General features: G+C 69.1%; 21 protein-coding genes. 13 read left to right on the top strand and 8 right to left on the bottom strand.

Translation table 11 applies throughout. The annotated features are described in order from the left end of the window. Nucleotides 1-56 precede the first annotated feature (56 nt). Nucleotides 57-1,952, bottom strand: coding sequence for a serine/threonine-protein kinase (locus tag ACWGKS_RS22620; protein ID WP_452523977.1), 1,896 nt, complete (start codon nt 1,950-1,952; stop codon nt 57-59). A 262-nt stretch (nt 1,953-2,214) separates the two neighbouring features. Between ACWGKS_RS22620 and ACWGKS_RS22625 the strand changes: the two genes are divergently transcribed. The 5 genes from ACWGKS_RS22625 to ACWGKS_RS22645 all read left to right on the top strand — a co-directional run bounded on the left by ACWGKS_RS22625 (nt 2,215) and on the right by ACWGKS_RS22645 (nt 7,264). Continuing rightward, a complete protein-coding gene (locus tag ACWGKS_RS22625; RefSeq protein WP_358510455.1) occupies nt 2,215-3,162 on the top strand; it encodes a 4-(cytidine 5'-diphospho)-2-C-methyl-D-erythritol kinase in 948 nt (315 codons plus the stop codon). 83 nt (nt 3,163-3,245) lie between these two features. Next, nucleotides 3,246-3,950, top strand: coding sequence for a thiamine pyrophosphate-dependent enzyme (locus tag ACWGKS_RS22630; RefSeq protein WP_358510452.1), 705 nt, complete (start codon nt 3,246-3,248; stop codon nt 3,948-3,950). A gap of 20 nt (nt 3,951-3,970) precedes the next feature. Continuing rightward, nucleotides 3,971-4,870 (top strand): transketolase family protein, encoded by a 900-nt coding sequence (locus ACWGKS_RS22635; protein ID WP_358510450.1) that lies wholly within the window; start codon nt 3,971-3,973, stop codon nt 4,868-4,870. Between the two features lie 106 nt (nt 4,871-4,976). Further along, nucleotides 4,977-6,764 (top strand): ABC-F family ATP-binding cassette domain-containing protein, encoded by a 1,788-nt coding sequence (locus ACWGKS_RS22640; protein WP_358510447.1) that lies wholly within the window; start codon nt 4,977-4,979, stop codon nt 6,762-6,764. A 14-nt stretch (nt 6,765-6,778) separates the two neighbouring features. After that, entirely contained in the window at nt 6,779-7,264 is a 486-nt protein-coding gene (locus tag ACWGKS_RS22645; RefSeq protein ID WP_358510444.1) for a glutathione peroxidase, read from the top strand. Here the strand turns inward: ACWGKS_RS22645 and ACWGKS_RS22650 are convergent, their stop codons facing one another. From ACWGKS_RS22650 to ACWGKS_RS22670, 5 genes are all read right to left on the bottom strand, one after another. Next, nucleotides 7,265-8,206, bottom strand: a complete 942-nt coding sequence (locus ACWGKS_RS22650) for an aldo/keto reductase (RefSeq protein ID WP_358510441.1) — start codon at nt 8,204-8,206, stop codon at nt 7,265-7,267. A gap of 97 nt (nt 8,207-8,303) precedes the next feature. Then, entirely contained in the window at nt 8,304-9,302 is a 999-nt protein-coding gene (locus ACWGKS_RS22655) for an SGNH/GDSL hydrolase family protein (protein WP_358510438.1), read from the bottom strand. An 88-nt stretch (nt 9,303-9,390) separates the two neighbouring features. Then, on the bottom strand, nt 9,391-9,900 hold the full coding sequence (locus tag ACWGKS_RS22660) for a MarR family winged helix-turn-helix transcriptional regulator (RefSeq protein ID WP_358510435.1): 510 nt from the start codon (nt 9,898-9,900) through the stop codon (nt 9,391-9,393). Between the two features lie 76 nt (nt 9,901-9,976). After that, on the bottom strand, nt 9,977-10,633 hold the full coding sequence (locus tag ACWGKS_RS22665) for a TetR/AcrR family transcriptional regulator (protein WP_358510432.1): 657 nt from the start codon (nt 10,631-10,633) through the stop codon (nt 9,977-9,979). Nucleotides 10,634-10,647: 14 nt separating this feature from the next. Beyond that, a complete protein-coding gene (locus ACWGKS_RS22670; RefSeq protein ID WP_358510430.1) occupies nt 10,648-11,628 on the bottom strand; it encodes an acyl-CoA desaturase in 981 nt (326 codons plus the stop codon). Between the two features lie 549 nt (nt 11,629-12,177). Between ACWGKS_RS22670 and glmU the strand changes: the two genes are divergently transcribed. The 4 genes from glmU to pth all read left to right on the top strand — a co-directional run bounded on the left by glmU (nt 12,178) and on the right by pth (nt 16,352). Next, nucleotides 12,178-13,644, top strand: a complete 1,467-nt coding sequence (gene glmU, locus ACWGKS_RS22675; protein WP_358510427.1) for a bifunctional UDP-N-acetylglucosamine diphosphorylase/glucosamine-1-phosphate N-acetyltransferase GlmU — start codon at nt 12,178-12,180, stop codon at nt 13,642-13,644. Between the two features lie 17 nt (nt 13,645-13,661). After that, the gene (locus ACWGKS_RS22680) at nt 13,662-14,630 is read left to right on the top strand and encodes a ribose-phosphate diphosphokinase (RefSeq protein ID WP_358510424.1); all 969 of its coding nucleotides are present in this window, start codon (nt 13,662-13,664) and stop codon (nt 14,628-14,630) included. A gap of 393 nt (nt 14,631-15,023) precedes the next feature. Next, on the top strand, nt 15,024-15,611 hold the full coding sequence (locus ACWGKS_RS22685; protein ID WP_452523980.1) for a 50S ribosomal protein L25/general stress protein Ctc: 588 nt from the start codon (nt 15,024-15,026) through the stop codon (nt 15,609-15,611). 105 nt (nt 15,612-15,716) lie between these two features. Next, nucleotides 15,717-16,352 (top strand): aminoacyl-tRNA hydrolase, encoded by a 636-nt coding sequence (gene pth, locus ACWGKS_RS22690; RefSeq protein ID WP_452523982.1) that lies wholly within the window; start codon nt 15,717-15,719, stop codon nt 16,350-16,352. 56 nt (nt 16,353-16,408) lie between these two features. On the opposite strand, the gene ACWGKS_RS22695 is transcribed toward pth, so the two are convergent. Further along, a complete protein-coding gene (locus tag ACWGKS_RS22695) occupies nt 16,409-17,542 on the bottom strand; it encodes an endo-1,4-beta-xylanase (protein WP_358510416.1) in 1,134 nt (377 codons plus the stop codon). 173 nt (nt 17,543-17,715) lie between these two features. On the opposite strand from ACWGKS_RS22695, the gene ACWGKS_RS22700 reads away from it, so the two are divergent. After that, nucleotides 17,716-18,735 (top strand): LacI family DNA-binding transcriptional regulator, encoded by a 1,020-nt coding sequence (locus tag ACWGKS_RS22700; RefSeq protein WP_452523984.1) that lies wholly within the window; start codon nt 17,716-17,718, stop codon nt 18,733-18,735. Between the two features lie 6 nt (nt 18,736-18,741). Here ACWGKS_RS22700 and ACWGKS_RS22705 read toward each other — a convergent pair whose 3' ends face one another. After that, complete coding sequence (locus ACWGKS_RS22705; protein WP_358510410.1) at nt 18,742-19,293, bottom strand: TetR/AcrR family transcriptional regulator; 552 nt, start codon at nt 19,291-19,293, stop codon at nt 18,742-18,744. A gap of 59 nt (nt 19,294-19,352) precedes the next feature. On the opposite strand from ACWGKS_RS22705, the gene ACWGKS_RS22710 reads away from it, so the two are divergent. From ACWGKS_RS22710 to ACWGKS_RS22720, 3 genes are all read left to right on the top strand, one after another. Next, nucleotides 19,353-20,333, top strand: a complete 981-nt coding sequence (locus tag ACWGKS_RS22710; RefSeq protein ID WP_452523986.1) for a DsbA family protein — start codon at nt 19,353-19,355, stop codon at nt 20,331-20,333. Nucleotides 20,334-20,675: 342 nt separating this feature from the next. Next, nucleotides 20,676-22,241: a sugar transferase gene (locus ACWGKS_RS22715; RefSeq protein ID WP_358510404.1), complete on the top strand. Its 1,566-nt coding sequence runs from the start codon at nt 20,676-20,678 to the stop codon at nt 22,239-22,241. 3 nt (nt 22,242-22,244) lie between these two features. Further along, nucleotides 22,245-23,036 carry a 3'(2'),5'-bisphosphate nucleotidase CysQ gene (locus ACWGKS_RS22720; protein ID WP_358510402.1) on the top strand — a complete coding sequence of 264 codons (792 nt, stop codon included), beginning with the start codon at nt 22,245-22,247 and terminating at the stop codon, nt 23,034-23,036. The last annotated feature ends 58 nt before the right edge of the window (nt 23,037-23,094 follow it).

The following is a 23,094-nucleotide window of genomic DNA, read 5'->3' on the forward strand; positions in this document are numbered from 1 at the left end:
ACCGAGGGGGGGGTCCGGCGCGTGTGCGCCGGACCCCGCCCTCGTTCGCGTGTCCGTTATTCGGTGACGGGAAGCCTGATGCTGGTCGGGTCCTGTTCCGGGTCGTGGAACAGTTCCAGGGTCTCGGGGAGTTCGTCCACGGCCAGGATGAACACCAGCGGACCCACACCGGCCTCACCCGGATCGATCGTCCCCCACAGACTGGACGTGGCCTCGGCGGCGGTCGGCGACTCGGAGGTGAGCCAACGCTTGTCGTCCGTCACCAGCTTCTGGCTGTCGGAACCGAAGTCGATCGGGGTGTCGCCCCTGTTCTCCACGGTCAGGTCGATCACGCAGTAACGGCCGCCGGAGGGGGTCGAACGTCCGGGCAGCTCCTTGTCGCAGGAGAGATCCTCGACCTGGTAGCGGACCGATTCGTCGGCGGAGAACGCAGCGCCGTTCTCGTCGGTGGGCGCGGGTTCGTCCGGGGCCTGCCCGGCCTGGGAGTCCCCTTCCCGTTCCGGGCTCTCCGCCGCGGCCCCGGGATCGTCGGTCCCGCCTTCCTGGTTCCGGTCCGGGGAGAAGGCGCCGTTCATGGCGAGCAGGAACAGCAGGGCGAGGGCCACCGTCAGGGCGATGGCCGCCGCGATGACACCCCAGTAGAAGGTGCCGTGCCTGCCCGGGGCGGTGGGGCGGTGTGGCGGCGGGGGCACCGGCGGAACGTACGGCTGCGGGCCCCGCTGTTGTTCGGGCGGCGGCACCATCGGGATGGGCCCGGTGGAGGCCGGGTGATGCGCGGGCGGAGGTCCCTGTGGCCCAGCGGGCCCTGACGGCGCGGGGTGACCGGTCGACGGGTGCGCCGCGTGCTGCTGCTGAGGAGCCTGCTGCGGCTGTCGGGGCGGCTGGTGGGGCGCCTGCTGCGGCGGGTGGGTGAAGTTGCCGGTCTGGTGCGCGGGCGGGGCCATGGGGGCCGCCGCCTGGTACTGGCCGGGGGCGGGATGGCGCATGCCCGTCGCGCTCTGGTGCGCCGGATGCGGCATGCCCGGAGGCCCGGGCGGCCCCGGCGGCATCGGCGGCAGGTTGGGTCGCCACGACTGGTGCAGGGCGTGCGACACCATGTCGTTGGGGTTGCCGGCCTCCTCACCACCGGCGAGTTCCAGCAGGAGGTCCTGCGCGGTGGGCCTGCGTCCGGGTTCCTTGGCCAGGGCCCGGGCGACCAGCCGGTCCAGCGGCGGGTCCAGGTTGCTGATCTGGGGTTCGGCGAACAGCACCCGCTTGCCCAGCGTCATGGCGTCGCCGTTGCCGAAGGGGTGCGTGCCGTTGCCGGCGAAGGCCACCAGACAACCCCAGGCGAAGATGTCCGCCGAGGTGGTGACCTTCTCCTCCAGCAACTGCTCGGGAGCCATCCAGCCGGGGCTGCCCATGACGATGCCGGTCTGGGTGTGGTTGGTGGCGGTGTTCATCGCCCGCGCGATGCCGAAGTCGATCACCCGGGGACCGGAGATGGACAGCAGCACGTTGGCGGGCTTGAGGTCGCGGTGGACCAGCCCGGTGCGGTGGATGGCCGCCAACGCCGCGGCCACGCCCAGGGCGAAGCCGTGCAGCGTGGAGGAGTCCAGGGGACCGTTCTCCGCTATGTGCTCGGCCAGGGCCGTGCCCGCGATGTACTCGGTCACCATGTAGGGACGGTTCTCGAACGTCCCGTGGTCGAGCACCTTGGCGGTGCAGAAGGAGGCGACCTTGCGGGCGTTCTCCATCTCGTCACGGAAACGCGCCCGGGTCTGCTCGTCGAACGCGAGTTCCGGGCGGATCACCTTGATGGCTACATGGGTGTTCTTCTCGGGCGTGCTGCCCAGGTAGACGGTACCCATGCCGCCGCTGCCCAGCTTCCCGGACAGCACATAGGGACCGATGGTGGCCGGATCTCCGGCGGCCAACGGTTCCAGGTTCTTCGGGAGCCCATCCGACGGCAAGCGACCCTCCCCGACGGTGTCCAAACTCCGCCTTGCCCCAAGGTAGCGGTGTTTGTGCCCGGATTCCCACTCGTAGGCCGGATTGGGCCGCTTCGAGGGCGGGCGGAAACTGACATGACAGTGGTAGCGAGTCCATGGACATGGATTTCGGTCGAACTCCGAGGCGCGGATCTTCGCGCTGATCGAAGCCGGTGAACACCCTGGGCCCCGTTCCGGGGTGTGTGTTCACGCAAGGTGGGGGTTCCTTTACGATTGGGGACTCGTGACCGTTAATACCACCGTAACCGTGCGGGTCCCCGCGAAGGTGAACCTCCAGTTGGCGGTAGGGCCCGGCCGCGAGGACGGATTCCACGACCTCGTCAACGTGTTCCACGCCGTCTCGCTGTTCGACGAGGTTACCGTCAAGGATGCGTACCCGCGTCGGCAGAGTCCCCTCGTAACCCTCACCGCGGGCGGTGAGTTGGGATCTCACCTGGCCAGGGTGCCTTTGGACGAGAGCAACCTCGCCGCCCGCGCCGCCCTTTCGGTGGCGCGGGAGACCGGCAGAGGTGGGCCGGTCGACATCCACCTGGAGAAGAACATCCCCGTGGCGGGCGGCATGGCCGGGGGAAGCGCGGACGCCGCGGCGGCGCTGATCGCCTGCGACCGCCTGTGGGGTTGTGAGCTGCCCCGTGAGCGCCTGTTGGAGCTGGCCGCCCGACTGGGCAGTGACGTCGCGTTCGGCCTGGTCGGAGCCACCGCGGTGGGCACCGGCCGTGGCGAGATCCTGGAGCCGATGGCGAGCCCTGGCCGTTACCGCTGGGTGTTCGCCCTGTCCAAGCGCGGGCTGTCCACCGCGGACGTGTTCGCCGAGTACGACCGGTTGCGACCGGACGCGCCCACCCCCCGAGCGGACCCGGAGTTGGAGAAGGCGCTGGCCGCGGGGGACGCCGTGGCGCTGGGTCGGTCGCTGAGCAACGACCTGGAGCCCGCGGCCCTGTCGTTGCTGCCCGAGCTGGAGCGGACCCTGGCGGCCGGGCGTGGCGTGGGGGCACTCGGTGCCCTGGTGTCCGGTTCCGGCCCGACCTGCGCGTTCCTGGTGGGCGGGGACGAGGATTCGTCGGTGGTCGCCGAACGTGAGGCGGCGGTGGTGGCGGCGTTGCGGAGCACCGGACTGTGCGAGCAGGTCGTGGCGGCCGATGGCGACGTCCCCGGCGCCACGATTCTGTGACGCAAATCATGTGAGGTTTTTCGGGGGTCGGGCCCTTCGTTCGGGTTGACCTCAACCATTGTTGAGGTCGAACACTGGGTCGCATGACGATCACAGCCACGTTCTCCAGGTACGCCGACCTTCCGGCGCTCATCGGGCTGATGGAGGGGGACGAGAAGCACAACGGGGCTTCCTCGTCCACCCTCGACGTCCTGTGGGTGCTCTACGACCGTGTCCTCGACGTCACGCCCGACACCGCCGAGGCACCGGACCGCGATCGCTTCCTGCTCTCCAAGGGGCACGGGCCCGCCGCCTACTACGCGGTGCTCGCCGCCAAGGGCTTCCTCGACGTACCCACCCTGCGGGGTTGGACCACCTTCGACTCCCCGCTGGGTCACCACCCGGACCGCGTCCTGGTGCCCGGGGTCGAGATCGGCAGCGGCTCCCTCGGGCACGGGATGCCGCTGGGACTGGGCATGGCCCTCGGCCTGCGCGCCCAACGGATCCGTCGGGCCGACGGCACCGAACCACGAGTGGTGGTACTGGTCGGCGACGGCGAACTCGACGAGGGCAGCAACCACGAGGCCATCGCCGCCGCGGGCCGACTCGGTGTCGACAACCTCACCGTCGTGGCCATCGACAACGGCTCCGCCACCCACGGCTGGCCCGGCGGGATCGGCCGTCGCTTCGAGGTCGAGGGCTGGGAGACCCGTGAGGTGAACGGGCGCGACCACACCGCCCTGCACGACGCCTTCGTCCCGTCCCGGATCGGTCGGCCCCTGGCCGTCGTCGCACGCGTCCGCAACTGAGAAGCCGAGGAGCCCAAGACATGCGTGAGACCTTCGCCGCCACCGTCAACGAGGCCATGGACGAGGACCCCCGCACCGCGGTCGTCCTCGCCGACATCTCCGCCGGGATGTTCCGCCGTTCGTCGCTCAAGTACCCGGGCCGGGTGATCAACCTGGGCATCCGGGAACAGGCCCTGATCGACGTGGCCGGGGGACTCGCGCTCACCGGCATGCGCCCGATCGCGCACAGCTACGCGCCGTTCCTCATCGAGCGCCCCTTCGAACAGCTCAAGATCGGTCTCGGCCACCAGGACGCGGGCGCGATCCTGGTGAGCATCGGCGGATCCTACGACGCCGCCGAGGAGGGCCGCACCCACCAGGCGCCCGAGGACGTCGCCGTCCTCGACACCCTCCCCGGCTGGACCGTGCGGGTGCCCGGTCACCCCGACGAGGTCCGAGACGCCCTTCAACAGGACATCCCCGGGGACCACCGCGTCTACCTGAGGCTGTCGAACACCTCGAACCGGGCCGCGCTGCCCGTACGGTCTCGACTGCACGTGGTGCGCACAGGATCGCCCCGCTCCGCCGGCGTCGTACTGGCGGTCGGCCCGATGCTCGACCGGACCCTGGAGGCCACCGCCGACCTCGACGTCACGGTCGCCTACACCTCCACCGTGCGCCCCTTCGACCGTGAGGGGCTCGGTGTGCTGGCCGCCACGGCGGGCAACGCCGACGTGCTCCTGGTGGAGCCCTACCTGCGGGGAACGTCCGCGCACGAGGTCTCCGAGGCACTCGCCGACCGGCGACACCGCCAGCTGTCCCTGGGAGTGCCCCGGGACGCCGAGTTGCGCGCCTACGGGACCCCCGCCGAGCACGCCCGCGCCCACGGCTTGGACACCGAGGGAATCGCCAAGTCCGCCAGGGAGTTCTTCTTGGTGTGAGGGGTCCTTCCCCCGTGAACCCGCCCGGGGCCTCGCGTGGTGCGGCCCCGGGCGTTCCCCGGTGCGCGGTCCGCGCACCTTCGCGGGGGCAGCACAATGGAGGGTGATGACGAATCTGGTCAACCTTCAGGACGTGTCCCTGGCCTACGGGCCGCTCGTACTCCTCGACAAGGTGTCCCTTGGCGTGGACGAGGGCGAACGCATCGGCGTGGTCGGCCGCAACGGCGGTGGTAAGTCCACGCTGATCTCCGTGCTGTCCGCGATCACCGAGCCGGACTCCGGCCGGGTCGTGCACAACCGCGGACTACGGGTCGGTTTCCTGCACCAGCGGGACGACTTCCCCGAAAGTACCGTCGGCGAGTTCGTGCTCGGCGGGCTGGCCGAGCACGAGTGGGCGGGCAACGCGCGCATTCGCGACATCCTGAAGGGGCTGCTCGGTGGTTGGGACCTGAACCTGCCGATGTCGGGCCTCTCCGGTGGTGAGCGCCGCCGTTCCGGACTGGCGCGCCTGCTGGTCGACGACCACGACCTCATCGTGCTGGACGAGCCCACCAACCACCTCGACATCGAGGGCATCGCCTGGCTCGCCGCGCACCTGCGCGCACGCCCCGAGGCGCTCGTGGTCGTCACCCACGACCGCTGGTTCCTCGACGCCGTCACCACCCGCACCTGGGAGGTCGGGCGCGGCTCCGTCGAGCGCTACGAGGGCGGGTACGCGGCCTACGTGCTCGCCAAGGCCGAACGCGACCGTCAGGCCGCCGCCGCGGAGGACCGCCGGCAGAACCTGATGCGCAAGGAACTTGCCTGGCTGCGCCGCGGCGCCCCCGCGCGCACGTCCAAGCCCAAGTTCCGCATCGAGGCGGCCAACCAGCTCATCGCGGACGAGCCGCCGGCCCGCGACACCGTCGAACTGACGCGCTTCGCCACCTCCCGGCTGGGCAAGACCGTCATCGACCTCAAGGACGTGTCGTACTCGATCCCCGGCCGCACCCTGCTGGACCACCTCACCTGGCAGCTGGGCCCCGGCGACCGGGTCGGTCTGGTGGGCGTGAACGGCGCGGGCAAGTCCACGTTGCTCAAGATCCTCGCCGAGGAGCGCGACCCCGACTCCGGGACCGTGCGGACCGGTCGCACCGTCAAGCTCGCGCACCTGTCCCAGAACGTCACCGAACTCGACCCCACCGCCCGCCCCCTCCAGACCGTGATGGACGTGCGCGAGCACATCACCATCGGCAAGCGGGACTACACCGCGAGCCAGATGCTGGAGAAGTTCGGTTTCCGAGGCGAACGCCAGTGGACCCCGATCGGTGACCTGTCCGGTGGTGAGCGCCGCCGACTCCAGCTACTCCGTCTGCTCATGGACGAGCCCAACGTGCTGTTGCTGGACGAGCCCACCAACGACCTGGACATCGAGACGCTCACCGAGCTGGAGGACCTGCTCGACGGTTGGCCCGGTTCCCTCGTGCTGGTCAGCCACGACCGGTACTTCCTGGAGCGCATCACCGACCGTGTGCTCGCCCTGATGGGCGACGGTTCCCTGGCGTTCCTGCCCGGCGGGGTCGACGAGTACCTGGACCGCCGCGCCGCCGGCGCCGGTGACGTCACCGTGCCGTTGGGCGCCTCCGAGACGGCCGCCGCCGAGAAGCGGACCGAGGACGAGACACCGGCCGTCTCCGCGGCCGAGCGTCGCGCCGCCCAGAAGGAGATGCAGCGCGTCGAGCGGCGGATGGACAAGATCGCCAAGCAGGAGGCCCGGCTGCACGAGCAGATGGCCGCGGCCGCCGAGGACTACACCAGGCTCGCCGAGCTCGACGCGGAGGCCAAGGCCCTCGCCGGCGAGAAGGACGAGCTGGAGATGGTCTGGCTGGAACAGGCCGAACTCGTGGGCGACTGACGAGAGGGAGCGACATGGCGGAACTGGACGACATCCCGGTGACCTTGATCGACGGGCGCGAGACCACCTTCGGCGAGTGGGCCGGGAAGGTGCGCCTGGTGGTGAACGTCGCTTCCCGGTGCGGTCTCACCCCGCAGTACGGCGCGTTGGAGGAGCTCCAGAAGCGCTACGCCGACCGTGGCTTCACGGTCCTGGGTTTTCCCAGCAACCAGTTCCTCCAGGAGTTCGGTGGTGACGACAAGATCGCCGAGTACTGCTCGATGACCTGGGGCGTGACGTTCCCCATGATGGGCAAGGTCAAGGTGAACGGCCGGGGCCGGCATCCTCTCTACGCCGAGCTCACGGAGGTCCCCGACGCCGAGGGCAAGGCGGGGAAGGTGAAGTGGAACTTCGAGAAGTTCCTGGTGCTGCCGGACAACACCGTCCACCGCTTCCGCCCCACCACGGTCCCCGACGCCCCCGAGGTCGTCGACCTCATCGAGGGCGCGCTGCCTCGCTGATCAGGCGAACGGGCTGGACACCGCGTCGAGGGAGGCGACCTCCGCCTCGGTGAGCTCCAGCGACGTCGAGGCGACCAGGGCGGGCAACTGGTCGACGTTGCTGGCGGAGGCGATCGGGGCGGTGACGCCCTTGGCCGGCAGCCAGGCGAGGGCGACGGTCGCGGGCTCGCAGGAGCGGGCCTCGGCGATCTCCACCAGGGTGTCCACGACCTTGAGGGCGTCGTCGGTCAGCAACCCCTCGGCCATGCCCTTGCGCGCCTTGCCCTCCAGGTCGGCGGCCGTGCGGTACTTGCCGGTCAGCATCCCGGACGCCAGCGCGAAGTAGGGGAGCACCGCGACGTCGTACTCGCGGGCGATCGGGGCGTAGCCCTGCTCGTAGTCCTTGCGGTGGATCAGGTTGTACTGCGGCTGGATCGCCACCGGCAGGGTCAGGCCCTCTCGGGTCGCTACCTCGAACCACTCGCGCGTGCGCTCGGGGGAGTGGTTCGACAGGGCGAAGTGGCGGACGCGCCCGGACTTCACCAGGTCATGGAAGAGGCGGGCCTGGTCCTCGATGGAGACCTTCTCGTCGTCGTAGTGCGCGTAGTAGAGGTCGACGTGGTCGGTCCGAAGACGCGCGAGCGATTCGTTCAGCGCGGCGTCGACGTTCTCGGCCGACAGCCCCGGGCGGGTGGGCAGGCCGCCGACCTTGGTGGCGATGAAGACCTGGTCGCGGTTGCCGCGCGCGGCCGCCCACTCGCCGATGATCTTCTCGGACACGCCGCCCTCGTTGCCCTCGACCCACACCGAGTAGCTGTCGGCGGTGTCGATGAAGTTGCCGCCGGCGGCGACGAACGCGTCGAGCACCGCGAACGAGGTCTCGCGGTCGGAGGTCCAGCCGAAGGTGTTGCCGCCCAGTTGCAGCGGGAAGACGTCGATGTCGGTGCGCGGGATGCGGTTCATGGAAATCCCTTTCAGGAGGTCCCCACGGGAGACCTCGAACCATTGCTTGCGAATACTGCTGTCGCGGACCACGGCGGTGCCGTCGGGCGAAGAGGTACTACCGGACCCGCTCGCGGAAGACCTCGGCGATCTCCTGGGCCCCGGCGAGGTTGGTGTGGATGTCCGGACCCTGGGCGGTGTTGCACATCCAGGTCAGGTCGCAGACGTTCTGCAGGTTGACCGGCATCCCGGTGCCGCTGTCGTCGGGCACGGTGGTGTTGGAGCCGTCGAACACCTCATCGACGTCGGCGACGTCGATCCCGGCCGCCTGATAGGTGGTCGTGAGGGAGTCGTTGACGTCCTCCATGATTTCGACGGTGCCCTCCGCCACACCCGCCTCGGCGTCCTCGGCGACCTCGTCCGCGTTCTCCCGGGGGATGTCCTCGGAGACGTCCTCGGACTCTTCGGCGTCCCCGCCGCTCTCCTCGTTCTCCTCCAGCAGTGAGAGGGCGAGGAAGGGGTTGTAGTAGGTCATCGCGACGATCTGGGTTTGCGGACCGGCCGCGTCGGTGAGCCGTTCGGCGATCACCGGGACCTCGGTCTCCAGCCGTTCGAGGCCGTCGTCGACGCAGTCCCGGTCCAGGCCGACATCGTCGATGTCGAGCTCGGTCCTGCTCCCGGTCTCGGGGGCGATGCCCTCCACGCAGTCGGTGAAGTTGTTGGCGCCGATGGTGAGGGTGACCAGACCGACCCGGCCCTCGTGCTCCTCAAGGAAGTCCACGGCCTCATCCAGCTGGGAGCCCTGCTCGTAGCGGGTGTCGCAGTCGGCGATCCCGCCCTCGATGAACGTGGTGGTGTCCTCACCGCCACAGCCCATCCGCTCGTGCTGGAGCGTGGAGTCGGCGTCCTTCAGCGTGCGGTACAGGACGTCGGTGTACCCCTCCGGGGTCTCACGCTGGATACCGGACTCGTCGGGCTGCACACCGACGGTCAGCGAGTCTCCCAGGGAGAGGTAGTGACTCTGCGTGGAGGTGCTCGTCTCCTCCTCGCCACCCCCTCCGGAACATCCCGCGACCACCAGGACCGCGGCGACCGCGGCCGTCCACCGGATTCTCACAATGCTCTCCAACCAAGACCCTGTAGTGGCAATTGACTCGCGCGCCCAGAGGCGGATCCCCGGTGAGAGGACGGATACCGCCGAGTAACTAGCCTTGCTGGCCCGAGGGCGTCCTGTCGAGGGGGGCCAAGAGGCTTCTCAGTAACGATGCCAACTGCTCGCGTTCGGCGGCGGGCATGGGGGCGAGCAGGGTCTCCTCGTAGCTGAGCAGGGACGCCAGCGCGGCGTCGATGCGTTCGGCGCCCTTGTCGGTGAGCCGCACCAGCACACCGCGTTTGTCGGCGGGGTCGGGGCGGCGGCGCACCAGGTCTGCGGCGGTCAGACGATCGACCCGGTTGGTCATGGTGCCGGAGGTGACCAGGGTGGCGCGCAGCAGTCGGCCGGGGCTGAGTTCGTAGGGTGGCCCGGAGCGGCGTAGTTCGGCGAGGACGTCGAACTCCCAGGGTTCCAGGGCGTGCTCGGTGAACACGGTGCGCCGGGCACGGTCCAGGTGGCGGGCGAGCCGGGACACCCGGCTGAACACCTCTAGCGGTGACACGTCCACGTCCGGCCGTTGGGAGCGCCACGCCTCCAAGAGCCCATCCACCTCATCGCGCATGGGACACAGCCTATCTCTTGACATCAAGATAGTGGGGCGGGTACACGAAACGTACCCGCCCCACCGTCGATGTCCTTCAAACCGAGCGCTTGCGGCGCGTGTCCAACCTCGGCTTGGCCTCCAGCGCGGAGAGCCCGTTCCAGGCCAGGTTGACCAGGTGGGCCGCGACCACCTCGCGCTTGGGCTTGCGCACTTCCAGCCACCACTGGCCGGTCAGCGCCCACATGCCCACGAGTGCCTGCGCGTACATGGGAGCGAGTCCGGGATCGTAACCGCGTTCGTCGAACTCGTCGGCCATGATGTGTTCGACCTGGCTGGCGATGTCGTTGATCAGGCTGGCGAAACTGCCCGTCCCGGAGGCCACGTGGGAGTCGCGGGTGAGTACCCGGAAACCGACGCTGTCCTCCTCGACGTAGCGCAGCAGGGCCAGGGCCGCCTTCTCGATCTTGTTCCGTGCGTTGTCCGCGGTGAGGGCCTCGCCCATCATGTCCAGGAGCGTGCGCATCTCCCGGTCCACGACGACGGCGTAGATGCCCTCCTTGCCGCCGAAGTGCTCGTACACCACGGGTTTGGACACACCGGCCCGCGCGGCGATCTCCTCAACGGAGGTCGCGTCGAACCCTCGTTCGGCGAACAGCTCCCGGCCGATCCCCAACAGCTGTTGCCGACGCTCCTTGCCCGTCATGCGCTTGCGGCGCACGCGGGTCCCCTGTTCGCTGTCGGCTGCTCCCATGATGGTTACCGATCCTAGACCTTGACCCGCTTGGCGGCGAGTCGTTCGTTGTTGGGCCAGCGCACCTTGGTGGCCCAGCCGAACTTCTCGAACGCCCAGATGACCCGGGCGGAGATGTCGATCTGGCCCTTGAGTACACCGTGGCGGGCGCAGGTCGGGTCCGCGTGGTGCAGGTTGTGCCAGGACTCGCCGAACGACGGGATGGCCAGCCACCACACGTTGCGGGAGCGGTCGCGCACCTCGAAGTTCTCCTCGCCGATGGTGTGGCAGATGGAGTTGACCGACCAGGTGACGTGGTGCAGCAGGGCGATGCGGACCAGACTGGCCCAGAAGAAGGCGGTGACGGCGCCCCACCAGGACATGGTGACCAGACCACCGATGGCGGCCGGGGCGAACAGCGAGAACAGCACGATCGGCAGGAACAGCTTGTCGACGAGGACGACGTCCTTGTCCTTGAGCAGGTCCGGGGTGAAGCGGCGCGGTGAGGTCTTCTTCTCGTCCAGGTACATCCACGCCATGTGCGCGTAGTACATGCCCTTGGCCACGGACTTCCAGTCGTCGCCGAAGCGCCACGGCGAGTGCGGGTCGCCCTCGGCGTCCGCGTACTTGTGGTGGCGGCGGTGGTCGGCCACCCACTTGATGACACTGCCCTCGATGGCCAGGCTTCCGGCGACCGCAAGCGCGATGCGCAGCGGGCGATTGGCCTTGAAGGAACCGTGTGTGAAGTGACGGTGGAAGCCGACGGTGATGCCCAGACCGCTGATCACGTAGAAGACCGTCGCGATGACGATGTCGGTGATCGTCAGGCCCCAACCCCAGAAGAACGGCACCGCGGCGAGCAGGGCGAGTAGCGGGACGAACACGAACGCGAAGACGGTGTAGCGCTCGGCCTTGCCCCTCAGTTCGGGCTCGTACTCGGGAATCGGCTCACGTTTGGCGGCGCGTGTCGCGGTGCTCTCGGTCTCTTCGGCGGGAACTTCAGGGGCAGCGGTCATGGTCTTGCACACCTCGTCGCAGGAAACGTCGTCGCTGGTCAGTACGGCGTCACAGGGGTTTGGTGTACCCGGCGGGACGGCCCAACCTATTCCTACGTAACCGTAACCTACGTCCCCGTAGGTTTGGCAAGCCCTCGGTGAAAGGCGCTATGTTGGTGGCGGACGCACGGGCGGACCCGCCCGTCGCGTTCCCGGATGATGTAATCGGCAGCATGTGGGGTTTTGGTCCCCATCGTCCAGGTTCGAGCCCTGGTCCGGGAGCGGCCCGCCGTCAGGCCTGAGACGGTGACCACACGATCGTGTGGATCACACGAGCCGCGGTCCCACTCGGGTGGCCTTTCCCCGCCACATCCGGTGGTTCCGCCGCACGGCGCTCGAAATCGGTGTCACCCTCCACGCGCGCCACCGCAGAAGAGCGCTCATGACGCGCATGTATCCTTCCCATGTCGGCCGCCGGTCATCCGACGGCCGCCCGCTCGGCATGCGGGACGCGCCGCCGAAGGGTGAGCCGACTGTTCAAGTGCCAGCTATCACGAGGGGTCTCCTTCAGTGAGCGTGAAACGCCCGGCTGCCGTCATCGTCCTCTCCGCGGGAGAGGGCACCCGGATGAAGTCCAAGCTCCCCAAGATGCTGCACGAGATCGGCGGCCGCAGCATGCTCGGCCACGTTCTCGAAGCGGCGCGGGCGACCGATCCCGAACACACGGTGGTGGTGCTCGGCCACAAGCGTGAACACTTCACCGAGCACCTCTCGCGGGTCGCCCCAGAGGCGTCCACCGCCATCCAGGAGGAACAGAACGGCACCGGTCACGCGGTGCGCATGGCCCTGGAGGACCTGGCCCGGCAAGGGCTCAAGCTCACCGGGACCGCCGTTCTCACCTGTGGTGACACCCCGCTCCTGCGCGGCCAGACCCTGGTCGGTCTGATCGCCGAACACGAGCGCGAGGGCAACGCCGTCACGGCCCTGTCGGCCCGGGTCCCCGACCCGCACGGCTACGGCCGCATCGTCCGCGACGCCGACGGCGGGTTCACCGAGATCGTCGAGCAGTCCGACGCGACGCCCGATCAGCTCGCCATCGACGAGATCAACTCCGGCATGTACGCCTTCGACGCGGCCCTGCTCACCGAGGTCGTCCAGCGTCTGTCCAGTGACAACGCCAAGGGTGAGGAGTACATCACCGACGTCGTCGGTCTGCTCCGCGGCGACGGTCACCGGGTCGGCGCGTGGGTCGCCGACGACTGGCACGAGGTCCAGGGCGTCAACAACCGCGTCCAGCTCGCCGAGGCCCGTCGACTGCTCAACGACCGTCTCCTGCATGACCTCATGCTCTCCGGCGTCACCATCGTGGACCCCGCGACGACCTGGGTGGAGGCCGAGGTCGTCATCGGTCGCGACACCGTGGTGCACCCCGACACCCGGCTGTACGGCACCACCCGCATCGGCGAGGACGCCGAGATCGGCCCCGGCGCCGACCTGCGCGACACCGTCGTCGGTGACGGCGCCGTGGTGCGACAGACCACCGCGGACGGCGCCGAGATCGGGGCCGAGGCCGGCGTCGGTCCCTACACCTACCTTCGGCCGGGCACCCGCCTGGCCGGGCGGACCAAGGCCGGGGCCTTCGTCGAGGTCAAGAACTCGAACGTGGGCGCCGGATCGAAGATCCCGCACCTGACCTACGTGGGCGACGCCGACATCGGTGTGGGCAGCAACATCGGCTGCTCCTCGGTGTTCGTCAACTACGACGGGGTCGACAAGTCCCGGAGCACCATCGGCGACCACGTGCGCATCGGCAGCGACAACACCATCGTCGCGCCCGTGACCGTGGGCGACGGCGCCTACTCCGGCGCCGGGACCGTGGTCCGCGACGACGTTCCGCCGGGGGCCCTGGCCGTTTCCGAGGGACACCGGCAGCGTAACGTCGAGGGCTGGACGCTTCGCAAGCGTCCGGGAACAGCCTCCGCCGAAGCGGCGGAGCAGGCGGAACGGCGCGCGGGCGCCGACGCCGACGAGCAGTGACTGTGGGGGAGAATCACGTGACCGGGATGAAGGCCACCGGGCAGAAACAACTGATGCTTTTCTCGGGGCGCACGCACCCCGCGCTGGCCGAGGAGGTGGCCAAGGAGCTGGGGATCGACGTGGTCCCCACCCGGTTCGACACCTTCGCCAATGGCGAGATCTTCGTTCGCTACCTGGAGTCGGTGCGAGGGTCCGACGCCTTCGTGATCCAGTGTCACGCGGACCCGATCAACGAGTCGATCATGGAGCAGTTGATCATGGTGGACGCGCTCAAGCGTGCCTCCGCCAAGCGGATCACCGTGGTGACCCCGTTCTTCGGCTACGCGCGCCAGGACAAGAAGCACCGCGGCCGCGAGCCCATCTCCGCCCGCCTCATGACGGACCTGTTCCGTACCGCGGGCGCGGACCGGATGATGGCCGTCGACCTGCACACCGACCAGATCCAGGGTTTCTTCGACGGGCCGGTGGACCACCTGTTCGCGCTGCCGATCCTGGCCGACCACATCGGTGCCCAGGTCGACCACTCCGAGATCACCGTGGTCTCCCCCGACGCCGGCCGCGTGCGCACCGCCGACCGTTGGGCCGACCGTCTGGGCGCGCCGCTGGCCATCATCCACAAGCGTCGTGACCCGGACATCGCCAACGAGGTGAAGGTGCACGAGGTCGTCGGTGAGGTCAAGGACCGCGTCTGCGTCCTGGTCGACGACATGATCGACACCGGTGGCACCATCGTGAAGGCCGCCGACGCCCTCTTCGAGCAGGGCGCCAAGAAGGTCCTGGTCGCGGCCACCCACGGGGTCCTCTCGGGGCCGGCCGCCGAGCGTCTGCAGAACTCGCGCATCTCCGAGGTCGTCATCACCAACACGCTCCCCATCCCGGATGAGCGTTGCTTCGACAAGCTGACCACGCTGTCGATCGCCCCGCTGATCGCCCGTGCGGTCAACGAGGTGTTCACCGACGGTTCGGTGACCAGTCTGTTCGACTGAGTGAGAGAACGGCCTCACGTCAGAGGCCCTCTCAGGCGCTGAAACGCCCGTCCCCCACCGGGGTCCACCGCTTCGCGGGTGGGCCCCGGTGGGGGATGTACGGAGTCGTCACCAGAAGCAGTAGACTTGGCCGAGTGTCCCCGTGCCCGGATGGATGCGCGCGCTTCCCGCGTGTGTTCCCCATCTGGTAAACCCACACGGGCAGGGGTGCGCGACGAGCGTTCCCGGGCCGGGCGGGTCCGGTGGCGGCTCGCCGGGCACGCCTGGAACCTGGGTGGTCGAGTCCCCAACCAGATGGGCGACCCCGCCGTATTCCCCGCCGAGGGCGGGAATCGTTCGTACTACTGGAGTCGTGTTCCCCGTGCTGCGGGGTTGAACCCGAGGAGTTTTGTCGTGTCCGAGGTACGTATCGCTGCCGAGCCCCGCACGGAATTCGGCAAGGGCGCCTCTCGTCGCGCCCGCCGCGCGGGTAAGGTGCCGGCCGTCCTCTACGGCCACGGCACCGAGCCCCGCCACCTGAACCTGCCGGGCCACGAGCTCATGCTCGCCCTGAAGACCCCGAACGTCCTGATCCGCATCGAGGGTCTGGACAAGGACAACCTCGCCCTGCCCAAGAGCATCCAGCGCGATGCCATCAAGGGCTTCCTGGAGCACGTCGACCTGCTCGTCGTGACCAAGGGCGAGCGGGTCGAGGTCGAGGTGCCCCTGGTCCTGACCGGCGAGGTCAAGGCCCCGGGTGTTCTCAACCAGGAGCTGGTGACCGTTCGCGTTCTGGTCGAGGCCAACAACATCCCCGACCAGGTCGTGTTCGACATCCAGGGCATGGAGATCGGTGCCGTTCCCACCGCCGGAGAGGTCGAGCTTCCCCAGGGCGCAACCCTGGTGGACGACGCTGAGACCACCGTGCTCACCGTTTCCGCGCCTCGCGTGGACGAGGAGCCGGAGACCAGCACCGAGGCCGCTGGTGATGCCGCCGAGTAAGTCGGCGACTCGTCATCACGAGTTTCACACCGAACGCGCGGGCCCCCAGGGGTCCGCGCGTTCGGCGTTTCGGAGCCCGGACGCGTCTCGATAGGGTCATTCGACATGTGGGGCTTTTTGAGCAGGCTGGGTGTCAGGAAGAGCAGGGACGACGAGGACATGGCCGAGACCGAGCGATGGTTGGTCGTGGGGTTGGGCAACCCCGGCCCCAAGTACGCGGGGAACCGGCACAACGCCGGCTTCATGGTGGTGGACGCGCTGGCGGCCGACAAGGGTGAGCGCTGGAAGGCCCACAAGGCGCACGCCGAGGTCGTGGAGACCCGAATCGACGGCGCCGCCGTGGTCCTGGCCAAGCCCCGTACCTTCATGAACGTGTCCGGGGGCCCGGTCGCCGGGCTCGCGAAGTTCTACAAGGTCCCCATGGAGCGGATCATCGTCGTGCACGACGAGATGGACATCGACTACGGGGCCCTGAAGCTGAAGAAGGGCGGGGGCTCCGGCGGCCACAACGGGCTGAAGTCGACCACCGCCTCCCTGGGCGGCCCCGACTACCTTCGGGTGCGTTTCGGCGTGGGCCGTCCCCCCGGACGGATGGACCCGGCGGCGTACGTCCTGCGCGATTTCTCCACCACCGAGAGCCGTGAGCTGGACCTGAACGTGGATCGGGCGGCCGACGCGGTCCGTACCATCCTGACCGATGGTCTGGGCAAGGCGCAGAACGTCTTCCACACCGCCGCTTGACCGATGGCCCCGGGCGGGCACGGGATCCGGGGTCGTCGCCCCGCCCGGGTGCCGGCTCAGGAGGCGTCGAGCAGGGCTTCCAAGAGCGCGTCGTAGGCGGGCTTGGTGGTCAGGTCGTCCCAGTAGATGGTGGCGGCGCCCTCACCTTCGAAGGTCACCGGGACCCAGGAGTACTTGTCCGGCAGTCCCCAGACCGTGTAGGAGCCGCAGGAGTCCAGGTTGAGACAGGCCTCCAGGGTTCGCGCGTAGTAGTCGGCCTGTTGCCGCAGCTGCTCCTCGGTGGGCTCCGCGCCCTCGGCGAGGGGCATACGCACGTCCACCTCGGTCAGGGCGGTGCCCAGTCCGAGCTCCTCGAAGCGACGCAGGTTGTCCTCCAGGTCGGCGGGGAAGCCGTACTGCAGGCTCAGGTGTCCCTGGGCGGAGAACCCGTGCAGGGGCACACCGTCGGCGAGCAGTTCCCGACTGAGCGCGAGGTAGGCGTCGCTCTTGGCGTTGACGCTCTCCACGCTGTAGTCGTTCAGGTACAGCTCGGCCCCGGGGTCGGCCTCGTGCGCCCAACGGAAGGCGTCGGCGATGATCTCCGGGCCGAGTTCGCGGATCCAGACGTTCTCCTGGGTCCGCAGGTTCCCGTTGTCGTCGAAGATCTCGTTGGCCACGTCCCACTGCTGGATCTGTCCGGCGTAGCGTCCGACGACGGTCTCGATGTGGTCCCGCAGGATGTCGCGGAGCTCTTCGTCGGTGAAGTCGCCGTTCTCCAGCCATTCGGGGTTCTGGCTGTGCCACAGGAGGGTGTGGCCGCGCACGACCTGCCCGTTCGCCCGGGCGAATTCGACGATGGCGTCGGCTTCGTCGAAGGCGTAGGTGTCCCGGTCCGGGCGAAGGTGGTCCCACTTCATCTGGTTCTCCGCCGACAGAGAGGTGAACTCGGTGGCGAGCAGGTTCCGGTAGGGGGCGTCACCGGTGAAGGGGTCGGGGTAGTCCTGGTCACCGTGGTGTCCGCCACCGGCCACGGCGCTGCCGATGACCAGGCCGTCGGGGGCGGCGTCTCCCAGAGTCACCTGTTGTGCGTCGCCGACCGTTTCGGCCGGTCGGGCGTTGGAGTTCGAAAGGGCGGGGGAGAGGGTCAGAGGTACGGCCAGGGCGGCGACCGCGGCTCCGACCAGGAGCGTCGACGTTCGTACTTGTCTCATTGCGGGGGCACTCCAGAGGGTCGGGTTCCGAAACTTTTCGGCAATATTCCGAAACATGAGTGGAAATGGACAGTAGATCGGGGCCCGGTGAGCGTCAAGACCCCTACGGGGGAGGAATTCCGGGGCCGGTGGTCCCGGGGGCTCGTACTCTGGGTGAGCACCAAGGAGGATCAGTGGTCGGTACCCCATCCCGAGACGTCACCATCTCCGCCATCGCCGCGGAGGCCGGAGTCTCGGCCCCCACGGTCTCTCGTGTCCTCAACGGGCGCGAAGACGTCGCCCCCGCCACCAGGGAGCGGATCGAGAAGCTGTTGCGCACGCACGGCTACCGACGTCGTGGGCAGCGGTCGAAGGAACGTGTCGGCCTGATCGACCTGGTCTTCAACGACCTGGACAGCCCGTGGGCGGTGGAGATCATCCGTGGGGTGGAGGACGTCGCCCACCAGTCGGGCGCCGGGGTGGTCGTCTCGGCGATACATCGCAGGGCGACCTCGGCCCGACAATGGTTGGACAACGTTCGGGCCCGGGTCAGCGACGGCGTCATCCTGGTCACGACCGACCTGGACCCCTCGCTGAACGAGGAGCTGCGGGAGCTGAAGGTGCCGGCCGTGGTCATCGACGCCGTGGGCGTCCCGGACCTGGCCACCCCCACCATCGGTGCCACCAACTGGTCGGGCGGGTTGAGCGCCACCGAGTACCTCATCGAACTGGGTCACCGACGCGTCGGCTTCGTCGAGGGGCGCCCGGAGCTGTGGTGCAGCCGGGCCCGGATGGACGGGTACCGGGCCGCGCTGGAGATGGCCGGGATCGCCGTGGAGGACGGCCTCATCGCCTCGGGGAAGTACACCTACGAGTCGGGTTTCCGGGCCGGTCAGAAACTGTTCGAGGGGGAGAACCTGCCCACCGCGGTGTTCGTCTCCAGCGACCAGATGGCCCTTGGTGTGTACGAGGCGCTGCGACAGCGCGGGCTCCGGGTGCCCGACGACGTCAGCGTGGTCGGGTTCGACGACCTGCCCGAGGCGCGCTGGTCGTCGCCGCCCCTGACCACGGTCCGCCAGCCCTTGGCGGACATGGGTCGGATGGCGGTGCGCACCATCCAGCGGATCGTCCGGGACGAGAACATCGAGAGCTCGCGCATCGAACTGGCCACGCGGCTCGTGGTCCGCGACAGCACCACGCCCCCGAACCGCTGACCCGGGTCAGCGGGTGAGCAGGAGCCAGGTGTCGCGGGCGTCGATGTCGGGGGAGCGGCCACCCTCGGCCGTGACGGCGATCGCGCCCACCAGTGCGCCGGCAACGAACGAGGCGTGCAGTTCCGGGGGGACCCGCGAATGCGTCGCGGGGCGCCGTCCCTCGGAGAACCCCGACACCAGTGCGCCGGCGACACGTTCGCGCAGGAGTTCGGCGAAGCGGGCGCTGCCGCGTTCGGCGAACATCCGTCGGTAGAGCACGGCGTTCTCCACCACGTGGGCGAACAGGTCGACCAGGGGCTCGGGGGTCGCGTCGCCGGGGGTGTCGAGCGGGCACAGCACCGCGCAACGGGCCACGTGCGCCACCGCGTCCTCCATGGCGTCGGCGACCAGCCCGTCCAGGTCGGCGTAGTGCTGGTAGGCGGTGGCCCGGTTGACCTCGGCCCTGCGGGCGACGGCGGCCATGGTGACGGTGGCGAGTTCCTGTTCCGCGGCCAGGGACAACAGTGCCGCGCGCAGGCGTTGGCGGGTCCGGCGTACCCGGGGATCGTCGGGGTTCATGACCCACAGCATAAACAACAGGTGTTGCTTTAGCAACGAGTGTCGTTTATCTTGGCGACATGAGAATCGAGATCTGGGCGGACCCGGTCTGCCCCTGGGCGTACATCGGCAAGCGCCGTCTGGAGAGGGCGCTCAAGGGCTGGACCGGAGAGTCGGCCGAGGTCGTGTGGCGTCCCTACCGAATCGACCCCACCGCTCCCGCCGTGTCCGAGCCGATCGACGAGGTCATGCGCGACCCCTTCGTCGAGGAGGCCCTCCGGTCCTGTGGTCCGGAATCCGGGGACGCCGCCGACGGCGAGCTGTTCCAGGTGTCCGAACTGGCCGCGGCCGAGGGCATCGAGGGTGAGTGGGGCGCCGCCTGGCGAGCGAACACCCACGACGCCCACCGTCTGCTGGCCCTGGCCGAGGAGGAGGGCGGCCCCGCGCTCCAGGACGTGGTGGTGGAGCGGCTGTTGCGCGCCCACTTCGTGGAGGGCCGTGACATCGCCGACCACGCCGTGCTGGCCGCGATCGCCGCCGACGCCGGTTCTGACCGGGGCGGTGAGCTCTCGGCCGAGGCCGGTGACCGTAGGGTGCGTGAACTCCTGCTCATCGGCAAGGCCGAGGGGGTGCGCACCTCCCCGACCTTCGTCGTCAACGGGATGTCCCTGTCCGGGGCCCAGGACCCGGCGCTGATCGTGGACTTCCTGACCGAGGCCGCCGCCCGGCGACCTCGGGAGCTGCCCGAGGAGGTGGAACGCATGCGACGGGCCGAGGCCCTGCTCGCCCTGCGGGACCCGCTGGGCGCCCTCGAACTGCTCGGCCCGCTCATGGACGAACACGGTTCGGACCCGGCGCTCCGCCTGCTGGTGGCGCGCTCCTACTTCCACTCGGCTCAGCTGGGTCGGGCCCGCCGCACGCTGGAGCAACTCGTCTCCGAGGGGGCCGACGACGCTTACGCCCACCTGCTGTTGGGGCGCACGCTCCAGCGTCAGGGGGAGCGGGAGTCGGCCCGACCGCACCTGCGGTTGGCCGCGGTGATGAACCCGGCCCTGGCCTAGCCTCCGAACTGTCTCATCGACGCCCCGCCCGGTACCACCGGGCGGGGCGTCGCGCTGTGTGACGGGTTTCGGTCCTGGTGGGCTCGGCCTCCGAGATGTCCCCTTCGGTGGGGCCGGTCCCGGTCTCAAGACAGCCACATTCTTGCCGGGAACGGGACTTCTTCCGCCTCGCGTGGCAACTCCAAGCGACTTTTCCACTACTTTTGGTTACTGTTCGGGTTGGCGGTACGTACTTTGCGCCCGACGGCACGCCCCGCTCATACCCTCCGCGTGAGTCCCATGGCGCCAGGGGCGATTACCCATCGTGAGTAACCGAAGCCTTACGTGGTCTTGGGAGAGTGCGTGATCACAGGTAGTGGGACCATCCAGGAAGAGCCCACGGTCGTGGCGGGACCATCCGCCGACGTCCGTGCGACCGTAGGACCAGAGGGACCGCCGGTATGGGGCGCCGGCCCGAGACCGCGCCGAATTCGGGTCGTCGATCGACCCGGACCCGTACCCCGGGCCGACGGCTGGCTGCGCCGCTACGTCGTCGATCTGATCGGACTCGATCTCCTCGCCGCGCTCCTGGCCTGCTTCGCGGGGGTCGCCGTGAGGTTCCACGGCTCCCTGGGCACCGACGCCACCGCGCCCTATCTGCTCCTTGGACTCGTCTTCCCGCCGGTGTGGGTGCTCTTCGTGCTTCTCGGCGGCGGATACGAACGTCGCTTCCTCGGAGTCGGCACGGAGGAATATCGTCGGGTCGCCATGGCCGGGGCGGTGCTCGCCGCGACCGTCGCGATCGGCGCCTACGCCGTCAAGTTCGACCTGGCCCGCGGCTACGTGCTCATCACCCTGCCGCTCATCGTCCTGCTCGGCCTCGGCCTGCGCTACGCGCGCCGTAAGGCCCTGCACCGCAGCCGCCGCGCCGGACGGTGCGTCAGCGGCGTGGTGGTCGTCGGCCACCGCAGCGCCGCTGGCGAGCTCATCACCCGTTTTCGCGACGAGATCTACCACGGCATGGTGGTCGTCGGCGTGTGCCTGCCCGAACACGAGGCCGGTGTCACCGAGGTGGAGGGATGCCCGGTCCTGGGCACCTTCTCCGAAGCCGCCGACGCCGCCGCACTGGTCCGGGCGGACGTCGTCGCGGTACTGGCCTGTCCGGAGATGGACGGGGTGGAGCTGCGCCGGCTCGCCTGGCGGCTGGAGAAGACGGGGACGGACCTCACCGTCGCCTCCGCCCTCATGGAGGTCGCCGGTCCGCGCACCACGATCCGTCCGGTCGCGGGGCTGCCGCTGCTACACGTGGAGCACCCCGAACTCGTCGGTGCCCGACGGTTGTTCAAGGGGGCCTTCGACCGTTGCGCCGCGATCCTCGCCCTCGTCCTGCTCTCGCCCGTGTACATCGTGTTGTTCGTCCTGATCCGTGCCGAGGACGGCGGTCCCGTCCTGTTCCGCCAGACACGCGTAGGACGGGACGGGACCGAGTTCACTGTTTACAAGTTCCGTACGATGGTGGTCGGGGCCGAAGCGCTGAAGACGGTGCTCCAATCCCGAAACGAGCACGACGGTGTGCTCTTCAAGATGCGGCGGGACCCCAGGGTCACGTCCGTGGGGACGTGGCTGCGCCGCTACTCCCTCGATGAGCTTCCGCAGCTCCTCAACGTGGTACGCGGAGAGATGTCGCTCGTCGGTCCCAGGCCGCCGCTGCCGGAGGAGGTCGCCCGGTACGGGCACGACGTTCGACGGAGGTTGGTGGTCAAACCGGGGTTGACGGGCCTGTGGCAGGTCAGCGGTCGTTCCGACCTCTCTTGGGAGGAATCGGTCCGTCTGGACTTGCGGTACGTGGAAAACTGGTCGCTGACGTTGGACATCCAGATCCTGTGGAAGACGTGGTCAGCGGTGATCCGTGGGGCGGGAGCATACTAGCCGGTGAAGAGCATCCGAAACGATCATGAGGTGGCCCGAGACCTGGCGAGCGAGGCCGGACAGCTGCTGCTGCGCCTACGAGCCCGCCACGGATTCGACGAGCCCGAGGTCCTGCGCACACTGGGCGACCGGACCTCGCACGAGTTCCTCTTCTCCACGCTCGGTCGCCTGCGACCCAGCGACGCGGTGTTGTCGGAGGAGGGCGCCGACGACCCGGCGCGACTGAACGCGCATCGCGTGTGGATCATCGATCCCCTCGACGGCACTCGGGAGTTCTCCGAGCCAGGTCGCACCGACTGGGCCGTGCACGTGGCGCTGTGGGAGAACGGCGACCTGGTCGCCGGGGCGGTCGCCCTGCCCGCGCAGGGCAGCTGCCTGTCCACGGTCGACCCACCGTGGTTGCCGGAGGAACGTCCGGAGGGGCAACGGCTGCGCATCACCGCCAGCCGGACCCGACCACCTGCCTTCGTGCAGCGCATGGCGACCCAGTTGGGCGCCGAGGTCATCCCGATGGGGTCGGCGGGGGCGAAGATCTGCGCCGTGCTGCTCGGCATGGCCGACATCTACGTGCACGCGGGGGGCCAGTACGAGTGGGACAGCGCGGCCCCGGTCGCGGTCGCGCGCGCCGCCGGGCTGCACACCTCCCGGATCGACGGCTCCGAACTTCGCTATAACGTAGCCGATCCACTACTCCCCGATGTCCTTGTATGTCGATCGGAATTGTCGGGTATGTTGTTGGCTAGCATCCGCGACGGCGCGGACCTTGACAGCGCCGGCCCTCACGCGGGGGGCTGACCGAACGACCCTCCGCGGTGGGGCCGGCCATGTGTGTCGGTACTTCTAAGGCGGGTTT

It is taken from the genome of Nocardiopsis sp. NPDC055879 (genome assembly GCF_053615935.1).